Consider the following 10,027-nt stretch of genomic DNA (forward strand, 5'->3'; position numbering starts at 1 on the left):
CGGCTAACCGCGCTCGGACGGCACTGAAGACAGCTCGAACGGGCTGCTGCTGCGCCGCTGGTTGCGGTCTTCACGCGGTGTGGCGCCAAAGAAGTTGCGGTAGGCGCTGGAGAAGTGCGGCCCCGAGGAGAAGCCGCACGACAGGCCGATCTGAATGATCGACTTGCTGGTTTGCATGAGCATCTGACGCGCCTTGTTCAGGCGCAATTCCAGGTAGTACTGGCTGGGGACGCGGTTGAGGTATTGCTTGAAGATGCGTTCGAGTTGTCGTCGCGATACACAGACGTGCTGGGCGATTTCATCGGTGGTCAGCGGTTCCTCGATATTGGCCTCCATCAACAAAACCGCCTGGGTCAGCTTCGGATGGCTGGAACCCAGGCGGTTTTGCAGTGGAATGCGCTGGCGCTCGCCGCCTTCGCGAATGCGCTCCACCACCAGTTCTTCGGAGACTGCACCGGCCAGTTCGGCGCCGTGATCACGGGCGAGTACTGCCAGCAGCAGATCGAGCACAGACATGCCACCGCAGGCGGTGAGGCGGTCGCGGTCCCAGTCGAACAGATGGCTGGTGGCGATGACCTTGGGGAAACGCTCGGCGAAATCGTCCTGCCAGCGCCAGTGCACGGCGGCGCGGTAACCGTCGAGCAGGCCGAGCTGGGCCAGCGGGTACACACCCGCCGACAAGCCGCCAATCACGCAACCGGCGCGCACCAGCTGCTTGAGCGCGGTGCTCAGTTGCGAGGCGATGATGGTCGGCGGTTCGTCCGCCAGCAGGAACAGTTTCTGGAAGCCCTCAAGCTTACCGGCCCACGGCTCGCCCGGCAGTTGCCACGCGCCTTCGGCCGCCGGTTCCGCGAGCAAAAACGACAGCTCGTAGACCACGTCCGGATGCACCCGCTGAGCAACGCGCAAGGCCTCCTCAGCCAGCGCAAGCGTCAGGGCTTTTGTGCTGGGCCAAATCAGGAAACCAATTTTATGGGCGGTCATGGAGGGCTATCCGAAACGAAGAACGGTAATGAAGACAAGGGCTAATGCTAGCCCGTAAACCAACGCAAATCTCTAAAGCTGATGAAGATCCAAATGTGGGAGCGGGCCAACCCGAAGACTGCCGAGCATGCACTACTTCAGTGCACAAAAGCAGCCTTGATTATTTCAAGCTGCCTGACAAGAACTGCTGCAGACGCTCCGACTGCGGGTTCACCAGCACCTCACGCGGGTTGCCACGTTCTTCAACGATACCTTTGTGCAAGAACACCAGTTGGTTCGACACTTCACGGGCAAAGCCCATTTCGTGGGTCACCACCACCATGGTGCGGCCTTCCTGGGCCAGGTCCTGCATCACCTTGAGCACTTCGCCGACCAGTTCAGGGTCGAGCGCAGAGGTGGGTTCATCGAACAGCATCACCTCCGGCTCCATCGCCAGGGCACGGGCGATTGCCACGCGCTGCTGCTCACCGCCGGACATATGGCCGGGGAACGCATCCTTACGATGGCCCACCCCAACTTTGGCCAGGTAGTGCTCGGCCTTTTCACGGGCTTCTTTTTTCGACATGCCCAGCACGTGCACCGGCGCTTCCATGACGTTTTCCAGCGCGGTCATGTGCGACCACAGGTTGAAATGCTGGAACACCATGGACAGGCGCGAACGCATGCGTTGCAACTGCTTAGGGTCGGCGGCCTTCATGGCGCCGTCTTTGTTGGCCACCAGTTTCAGCTCTTCGTTGTTGAGCAGAATCTTGCCGGCGTGAGGCTGCTCGAGCAGGTTGATGCAGCGCAAAAAGGTACTTTTTCCCGAACCACTGGAACCAATGATGCTGATTACATCACCGGCCGCGGCGGCCAGGGACACGCCTTTGAGCACTTCATGACTGCCATAGCGTTTATGCAGGTCTTGGACTTCAAGTTTGTACATGCGGTCGGTTCTCACAAAAACAGGTGGTCAGTCGTTGAGCAAGCGCCCGTGACGCAGCGCTTCGCGCCCCGCCACCTTGGCCAGCCAGAAACCCGCTTGGGCATAACGGAGCCGTTCAACGGCAAACAACACCCCCGAGGTGCCCGCGCAAACGGTGCTCACGCGGTCGTCCAGGGGGTCAATCACTTCAAAAATCGGCTCGCCTTTCTCGATCCACTCACCGGCTTTACGCAGGTAGCTGATCACCCCGGCGTGGGGGGCGAACAGCAGCTCGGTGCCTTCAAAGGGCATGCCTTCGCACGGTGCGTGTTGCGCAGCCGGCCATTCACCCTTGATCAGGCCTTGCTCGGCGAGAAACGCGAGAATGCCTTCCGCGTGGAAGATCGCCTCGTCACGACCAGTGTCGGCCTGGCCGCCCAGTTCCAGGGTCGTCGCCAGGCAGGCCAACGGGATCTGTGCTTCGGGGAACGCCTGGGACAAGCGCAGCCACGGCAGCGAGCAGGCTTCATCAAACGAGCTGCCGCCGGAATCTTCCGCCAGCAGGCCGACCTTCACACCCAAATGCGCCGACAGCGAGCGCCACTGCGGCCAGTGCTGCGGCAGCGCATACATGTGCAGTGCGGCTTCAGCGTCGCAATGCAGGTCGAGCACTACATCGGCGGTGCAGGCGTGGCTCAGCAGGATGCGTTGCATGCCTTGCAGCTGGCTGCTCGGCTCGGGCAGCGCGCTGAGCGCATCGGTCATCGCCTGGCGGATCATATGCACATTGGCGTGAGGATCATCGCCCAACTTGCCGTCCAGCAACGCAGCAACCGGCTCGCTCAACTCGACGAAATCGCGGTTGAAGTTCTTGCCGCTGCCCACTTCGAAACGGCCCTGGTGACTGCCTTGCAGCAACTGGCCCAAGCCCATCGGGTTGGCTACCGGCACCAGCTCGATCACGCCATTGAGCGCACCTTGCTGTTCCAACTCGGCCAGGCGCTTTTTCAGCTCCCACGCAGCGCGCATGCCTGGTAATTCATCGGCGTGCAGGCTGGCCTGGATATACGCCTTGCGCTCGCCCTTGCCAAAGCGGAACACGCTCAGTTGGCGCTCGCACCCCAGGTGGCCCCAGGGCAACAGGTGATCGATACGTTCCATATCAGTGCTTCCGCGGAGCCAGGTAGCTGAGCCAGCGGCGCTCGGCCAACTTGAACAGGCGCACCAGGATAAAGGTAAGGCACAGGTAGAACACGCCTGCGGTGATATAGGCTTCGAACGGCAGGTAGAACTGCGCGTTCACCGTGCGCGCGGCACCGGTGATGTCGATCAGGGTGACGATGGAGGCCAGGCTGGTGGTCTGCAACATCATGATCACTTCGTTGCTGTACTGCGGCAGCGCGCGGCGCAGCGCCGACGGCAGCAGGATGCGGCGATACAGCTTGTAGCGCGACATACCCATGGCCTTGGCCGCTTCGATCTCGCCGTTGGGCGTGGCCTTGAGGCTACCGGCAATGATCTCGGCGGTGTAGGCGCTGGTGTTGATCGCAAACGCCAGGCACGCACAGAACGTGGCGCTGGACAGCAGCGGCCACACGAAACTCTCGCGCACCGCCTCGAACTGGGCCAGGCCGTAGTAGATCAAGAACAGCTGCACCAGCATCGGCGTGCCGCGGATCACGTAGGTGTAGAGCCAGGCCGCGCCATTGACGATCGGCTGCTTGGACACACGCATCAAGCCTAAGGGCAAGGCGGCGAGCAGGCCGAAGAACAGCGAGATGGCGAGCAGTTTCAGAGTGATCAGCAGGCCGCCGAAGTACAGCGGCATGGCTTCCCAGATGACGTTGTAGTCGAAGATCATAGATCAGCCGCCCTTACGCCTACCGAGTAGCGTTTCTCAAGATAACGCAAGGCCAGCAACGACACGCTGGTGATCACCAGGTACATCGCCGCCACTGCGAGGAAGAAGGTAAAAGGCTCGCGGGTGGCATCTGCCGCCTGCTTGGCCTTGAACATCATGTCTTGCAGGCCCACCACCGAAATCAGCGCGGTGGCCTTGGTGAGGACCAGCCAGTTGTTGGTAAACCCAGGGATAGCCAGCCGAATCATCTGCGGCACCATCACCCGGAAGAACACCTGAAAACTGCTCATGCCATACGCAAGGCCGGCTTCGGCCTGGCCCTTGGGAATGGCCATGAAGGCGCCACGAAACGTTTCCGAGAGGTAGGCGCCAAAGATGAAACCCAGGGTGCCGATGCCGGCGGCCAAGGGGTTCAAGTCGATATAGTCGTCATAGCCAAGCATCGGCGCGACGCGGTTAAGCAAGTCCTGACCGCCGTAGAAAATCAGCAGGATCAGCACCAGGTCGGGGATCCCGCGGATCACCGTGGAGTACAAGTCACCCAGCCAAGCCAACCAGCGCACCGGCGACAGGCGTAATGCGACCCCGATCAGACCCAGAACAATGGCCAAGGCCATGGACGACAAGGCGAGCTGAAGCGTCAACCATGCGCCATCGAGGATGACGGCCCCGTAGCCTTTCAACATGATTCAGGTCCTCGAAAAGGGGATGAAAAAATGGCGCAAACCTCAGGAACTCTGTTGCTTGCGCCATTTAGGACAGACAGCTACGACGGTTTACTTGGCTTCAGCGCCGTAAATATCGAAGTCGAAGTACTTTTTCTCGATTTCTTTGTACTTGCCATTGGCACGGATCGCGGCAATCGCTGCGTTGATGCGGTCCAGGTTTTCCTTGTCGCCTTTACGTACCGCAATGCCTACGCCGTCGCCGAAGTATTTGACGTCGGTGAAGGCCGGGCCGGTGAACGCGTAGCCTTTGCCGGCTGGGGTATCGAGGAAACCTTCCTGCAGCAGGGTAGCGTCAGCCACGGTGCCGTCGAGGCGACCGGCTTCCACGTCCAGGTAGATTTCGTTCTGCGAGCTGTAAGGCACAACCGTGGCGCCTTTAGGGGCCAGGACTTCCTTGGCAAAACGGTCATGGATCGAACCGCGCTGCACGCCGATTTTCTTGCCTTTCAGTTCATCCAGACTGTCGCTGACCGCAGTGCCTTCCTTCAACACCAGGCGCGCGGGGGTCAGGTAGTAGCGGTTGGTGAAGTCCACGGACTTCTTGCGGTCTTCAGTGATGGACATGGACGACAGGATCGCGTCGATCTTGCGCACTTTCAGCGCGGGGATCAGGCCGTCGAATTCTTGCTCGACCCAGGTGCACTTGACCTTCATCTCTTCGCACAGCGCGTTGCCGATGTCGTAGTCAAAGCCGACGATGCTGCCATCGGGAGCTTTAGAGGCAAACGGAGGGTAAGCCGCTTCGATACCAATTTTCAGCGGCTTGCCTTCAGCGAAAGCCTGCATGGACAGCACGGACAGCGCCAGGGCGCCCAACAGCACGAGTTTCTTCATCTTGGGACTCCATCGGTATAGGGCAAAAACAGCAGTATGAGCCATGGCCCACGATGCGACTTAAAGGAAACCGAATTGCGGTGCTACGTCCTACGCCAGTTAAGCCTGCGACGACGAGCGAGTGATCGGCATTCTAACGACAGGCTGGAAGCCGATATTTCCTCAATGCGACAACAATTTACAGAAGCACCGAGAAAGCCGTTCCAACTCATTGACAGCCTCTGTATTTTATGCAGAGACAAAAGACATTAAACCTGTAGACGCTGCAAGTTGCGGGCCTATTATTCGCAAACCCTTCTAGCACGGCAAGTGTGGCGTTTAATCTAATTTGTTGGGGTGTCTGGAATGCGGCTTTTGCGGGCGGGGACGTAGCACTTTGCCTCATGTTTGGGCGTGAGGTTACACATTTGCGTTCGACGGTAACATTCAGAAACCTCCTACGTGAGAAACCGATATTTATTGGCTTGGATGGAATGAAGATCTGTCAGACACCATAAGGCCTGCTTTGAAATGCCGTCAAAAGGTGGGCGCTGGCTTGCCTGCTCCCACCTTTGATCTTCATTGTTTTCGGGATCCCACAAAAAAGCCCCATCCGGCTCACACCGAATAGGGCTCTGTCCCACCAACCCGCCTTACGCGACGTTCATGGTCTTGTGCGTTTCAATCAAATGCGCCACTACACCCGGGTCTGCCAGGGTAGAGATATCCCCCAACCCGTCATACTCAGCCGTGGCGATCTTGCGCAAGATGCGACGCATGATTTTGCCCGACCGCGTCTTCGGCAACCCGGGTGCCCACTGGATCACATCCGGCGAAGCAATCGGCCCGATCTCTTTGCGCACCCAGTTTTTCAGCTCCAGGCGCAGCGCTTCGTTCGGCTCTTCGCCATTTTTGAGCGTGACATAGACATAGATGCCCTGGCCCTTGATGTCGTGCGGCACACCCACCACCGCCGCTTCGGCGACTTTCGGGTGGGCAACCATGGCACTTTCAATCTCGGCGGTGCCCATGCGGTGGCCGGACACGTTCAACACGTCGTCCACGCGGCCGGTGATCCAGTAGTAACCGTCCTCGTCACGGCGCGCACCGTCGCCGGTGAAGTACATGCCACGGAAAGTCTTGAAGTAGGTATCAACGAAACGGTCATGGTCGCCGTACAGCGTCCGCGCCTGGCCTGGCCACGAATCGAGGATCACCAGATTGCCTTCGGCAGCCCCTTCAATCAGGTTGCCCAGGTTATCCACCAACGCCGGCACCACACCGAAGAATGGCCGCGCGGCCGAACCCGGCTTGAGCGCGTGAGCGCCCGGCAGTGGGCTCATCATGTTGCCGCCGGTTTCGGTCTGCCACCAAGTGTCGACAATCGGGCAACGGGATTGGCCGACGTTCTTGTAGTACCAATCCCAGGCTTCCGGGTTGATCGGCTCGCCCACCGACCCCAATAAACGCAGGCTGCTGCCATCGGCGCCTTCACAGGCAGCGGTGCCCGAAGCCATCATCGCGCGGATCGCGGTCGGTGCGGTGTAGAGGATGTTGACCTTGTGCTTGTCGACGATCTTCGCCACCCGGGTGATGTCCGGATAGTTCGGCACGCCTTCGAACAGCAGCGTGGTTGCGCCATTGGCCAGCGGGCCGTAGACAATGTAGGTGTGGCCAGTGACCCAGCCGACGTCGGCGGTGCACCAGTAGATCTCGCCTGGGCGGTAGTCGAACACGCGCTCATGGGTCAGGGCCGCGTACAGCAGGTAGCCACCGGTGGTGTGCTGCACGCCTTTGGGCTTGCCGGTTGAACCGGAGGTATAAAGGATGAACAGGGCTTCTTCAGCGCCCATCTCTTTGGGTGCGCACACAGTGCCGGCCACTTTCATCAGGTCTTCGTACCAGATGTCGCGATGCTGGTTCCACTTGATCTGGCCATTGGTGCGTTTGCACACGATGACTTTCTGGATGCTGCTGGTTTCCGGGTTGGTCAGGGCGTCGTCAACGTTGGCCTTCAGCGGAATTTTCTTACCGGCGCGAATGCCTTCATCGGCGGTAATCACCACCTTCGACTTACAGTCGATAATACGACCGGCCAGGGCCTCCGGCGAAAAACCGCCAAACACCACCGAGTGAATCGCACCGATGCGGGTACACGCCAGCATGGCGACCACGGCTTCGGGGATCATCGGCATATAGATCGTCACTACATCGCCGCGGTGCACATCCTGGCCGCGCAGGGCGTTGGCGAACTTGCAGACTTGTTCATGCAGCTCGCGGTAGGTAATGGTGCGGCTCTCGGCTGGGTCATCGCCCTCCCAGATGATCGCCGCTTGGTCGCCACGCTCAGCGAGGTGACGGTCCAGGCAGTTGTAGGAAACGTTCAGCGTGCCATCGGCGAACCACTTGATGTCGACATGGTGATCGTCGAAAGAGGTCTGCTTCACCGTGGTGAAAGGCTTGATCCAGTCAAGACGCTTGGCTTGCTCGCGCCAGAAACCATCGGGGTTGACCACCGACTGCTGGTACATGGCCTTGTAGGTTGCCTCGTCAGTCAGCGTGTTGGCCGCTACTTCGGGGCGAACGGGGTACAGGGAAGCCGCACTCATCTTTCTTACCTCGGTGACATAGTTGTTTTTGTATGGCCCTGTTGTAGCCGGGGCTGGCCTATAGAACCATTCGACGATGGTAGTAACAAGCCCCTACAAATTACCCTGACATCCCCGTTCGCGCCTCTAGCCCGCGGGCTGCGGCGCTTGGCGGCTGTGTGAAAAAAGCTTTACCACGGGATTGTTACAAAAACCGCCAAAAGTGTTTATCAAAAGTGCGGGTATATGAATATAACCCACACGCCTAGAATCACTTCCGCCAACAAAGGCACCGCGATTGACAACGCAACAGCCCCCACGAAGGCAACGTTAATCCGAACTCACCAATCCTAAGTGACACACGTGGCCTCACAAGGGCCCCGTGCCCCCTTTCGCCCTGAAGAAGGTAAGTAAAGAAATGAAAGCTTTATTAGTTATGGCCTTGAGCAGCTTGTGCGTCACCGCCGCCCTGGCCGACGAGGCCCCGACTGAGCTGGCTGGCCAGAACCCGCCGATTGTTGAGGACTACACTTACAGCACCCACCTGGACGTCGCCAAAGTATTGTCGATGAGCAATGTCCCGGAAGTTTGCGAAGTTGTACCGGTGAAGATGGAATATGAAGACTCGCACGGTCAGCGTCATATTCTTAATTACCACGTGATGGGCAATGGTTGCTCTAACGGGTAATAACTTATTAAGACAGGTTTAACCCCGGATCTTGGCCGCCGCAAGAAATCGTTCTTGCGGCCAAGGACCCGCCCTTGGCACACCTAGATCCAACGGTGTGCGGGCTTGCTCGCGAAGACCGTACAGACGACTCCACAGCTCTAAATCTATTCCCCTCCCCTAATGAACCCAGTCCTCATACGACAATCCTGCAACCCGACTGAATTCCCGAACGTTGTTAGTCACCAACGTACACCCCGCCGCAATCGCATGCCCTGCGATAGCTGTGTCATTTTGACCAATGATCAGCCCTGTCTCAGTAAGGCTTCGCTTCACCTCGACCGTCGCACCCACGGCTGCCGGCCCCCAAGGCAGTACTTCATCAAGCCGCTTTACAAACTCATCAACCAATGTCTTGTGCTGGGGAGAGGCCTTCTTACCAATCTGCCCGTACCGCATTTCGGCATAGGTAATTGCCGAGATAACAATTCGATTACTCCTCGCCACCTCCGCCGCCAACCGCTGCAATACACACTCGGGCCGCTCACGCATGATGAACGAGCAAATGCAGGTATCCAGCATGTATGTCGTCACAGATTGAACTTGCCTTCATCGCCAACGACGTCCTGACGCTCTTGGAGAAAATCCTCGTCCGCCTTAGGCAAATCACTCAGAGACCCCCAGCTAGGCCGGACGGGGCGCAGCGTAATCGTGTCGCCATTGCGAGTAATTTCGAGCTCACCGACGCCCTCATAAGCCATATCGTTTGGAAACCGAATAGCTTGGTTCTTTCCGTTTTTAAAAATTGAGACTGTGCGCATGATTAGAACTCCTACCTATGCATGACATATGCAATGTAAGGACCCAAACAGACATATGCAAGGCATAGGGCGCTTTGCCGACGATCGGAAGCCTCCCGCATTCACGAAAAAAATCCTGAAGTCGCAAACCCTTGCAAACCAAGACCCTGGCCGTAACGACGTTCATTTTGCTCTCCCTCCGAGACTATCCGTCCCAACACAAACCCATTTTTTTCCCCTACAATGCGCGGGTAAATCGGGCCTGCAATATCCCTTTACATAGGGACGAAGAGCCAGACCTGAGGCCTCCGCAGGAGCAAGCACGCACCGCTCCGCACCTCAAGCCTCACGCAGAGTACCCGTAACCCTATTCCGTTTAATGCCTGCGCTAGCTGCTGCAACAAACGATTCCTTAAGATCCACCGCGGCCTCTGGGCCGTGTGAACACCCAACCATCCGGTTTCACACGGGCACCTTTGAGCCCTCACGCAGGAGACGACACGTCATGCTGAGCTGGGACGAATTCGACAAAGAAGAAGAAGGCGAAGTAGCCACCAAAGGCGCCAACGCCGGCCACGCCACCGAAGCCAACATGGACCGCCTCGACGGTGCCGGCGCTGCCGCCGCCATCGAAGCCCGCGCCGTCACCGCCAATGACTCCGCCGCCATCGTGCGCGCCAAG

10 protein-coding genes and 1 pseudogene are annotated in these 10,027 nt (G+C 58.6%); 2 read left to right on the plus strand and 9 right to left on the minus strand.

Annotation, left to right across the window (positions count from 1 at the left end):
* Positions 1-3: 3 nt before the first annotated feature.
* The 7 genes from argR to acs form a co-directional block, all read right to left on the minus strand.
* Positions 4-984 (minus strand): transcriptional regulator ArgR, encoded by a 981-nt coding sequence (argR, locus tag AACY36_RS26740; RefSeq protein WP_339420771.1) that lies wholly within the window; start codon positions 982-984, stop codon positions 4-6.
* A gap of 160 nt (positions 985-1,144) precedes the next feature.
* Positions 1,145-1,909 carry an ABC transporter ATP-binding protein gene (locus AACY36_RS26745; RefSeq protein WP_005790637.1) on the minus strand — a complete coding sequence of 255 codons (765 nt, stop codon included), beginning with the start codon at positions 1,907-1,909 and terminating at the stop codon, positions 1,145-1,147.
* Positions 1,910-1,936: 27 nt separating this feature from the next.
* A complete protein-coding gene (locus tag AACY36_RS26750; RefSeq protein ID WP_339420774.1) occupies positions 1,937-3,049 on the minus strand; it encodes a succinylglutamate desuccinylase/aspartoacylase family protein in 1,113 nt (370 codons plus the stop codon).
* Position 3,050: 1 nt separating this feature from the next.
* A complete protein-coding gene (locus tag AACY36_RS26755) occupies positions 3,051-3,749 on the minus strand; it encodes an ABC transporter permease (protein ID WP_339420776.1) in 699 nt (232 codons plus the stop codon).
* Positions 3,746-4,435 (minus strand): ABC transporter permease, encoded by a 690-nt coding sequence (locus tag AACY36_RS26760; RefSeq protein ID WP_032886746.1) that lies wholly within the window; start codon positions 4,433-4,435, stop codon positions 3,746-3,748. The genes AACY36_RS26755 and AACY36_RS26760 overlap by 4 nt, the downstream gene beginning before the upstream one ends.
* Before the next feature lie 90 nt (positions 4,436-4,525).
* Positions 4,526-5,311, minus strand: a complete 786-nt coding sequence (locus AACY36_RS26765; RefSeq protein WP_339420778.1) for an ABC transporter substrate-binding protein — start codon at positions 5,309-5,311, stop codon at positions 4,526-4,528.
* Positions 5,312-5,943: 632 nt separating this feature from the next.
* Positions 5,944-7,899: an acetate--CoA ligase gene (gene acs, locus AACY36_RS26770; RefSeq protein WP_339420780.1), complete on the minus strand. Its 1,956-nt coding sequence runs from the start codon at positions 7,897-7,899 to the stop codon at positions 5,944-5,946.
* Positions 7,900-8,296: 397 nt separating this feature from the next.
* Here acs and AACY36_RS26775 point away from each other — a divergent pair, with 397 nt between their 5' ends.
* On the plus strand, positions 8,297-8,566 hold the full coding sequence (locus tag AACY36_RS26775; RefSeq protein WP_339420782.1) for a DUF2790 domain-containing protein: 270 nt from the start codon (positions 8,297-8,299) through the stop codon (positions 8,564-8,566).
* A 159-nt stretch (positions 8,567-8,725) separates the two neighbouring features.
* On the opposite strand, the gene AACY36_RS26780 is transcribed toward AACY36_RS26775, so the two are convergent.
* Positions 8,726-9,139, minus strand: coding sequence for a type II toxin-antitoxin system VapC family toxin (locus AACY36_RS26780; protein ID WP_339420784.1), 414 nt, complete (start codon positions 9,137-9,139; stop codon positions 8,726-8,728).
* Entirely contained in the window at positions 9,136-9,366 is a 231-nt protein-coding gene (gene vapB / locus AACY36_RS26785) for a type II toxin-antitoxin system VapB family antitoxin (protein WP_339497736.1), read from the minus strand. The genes AACY36_RS26780 and vapB overlap by 4 nt, the downstream gene beginning before the upstream one ends.
* Before the next feature lie 484 nt (positions 9,367-9,850).
* Between vapB and AACY36_RS26790 the strand changes: the two are divergent.
* Positions 9,851-10,027, plus strand: a pseudogene (locus AACY36_RS26790) (ribonucleotide-diphosphate reductase subunit beta); the annotation flags it as partial.

It is taken from the genome of Pseudomonas sp. EA_15y_Pfl1_P101, from assembly GCF_963970835.1.
GTDB classification, from domain to species: Bacteria; Pseudomonadota; Gammaproteobacteria; order Pseudomonadales; family Pseudomonadaceae; genus Aquipseudomonas; species Aquipseudomonas tritici.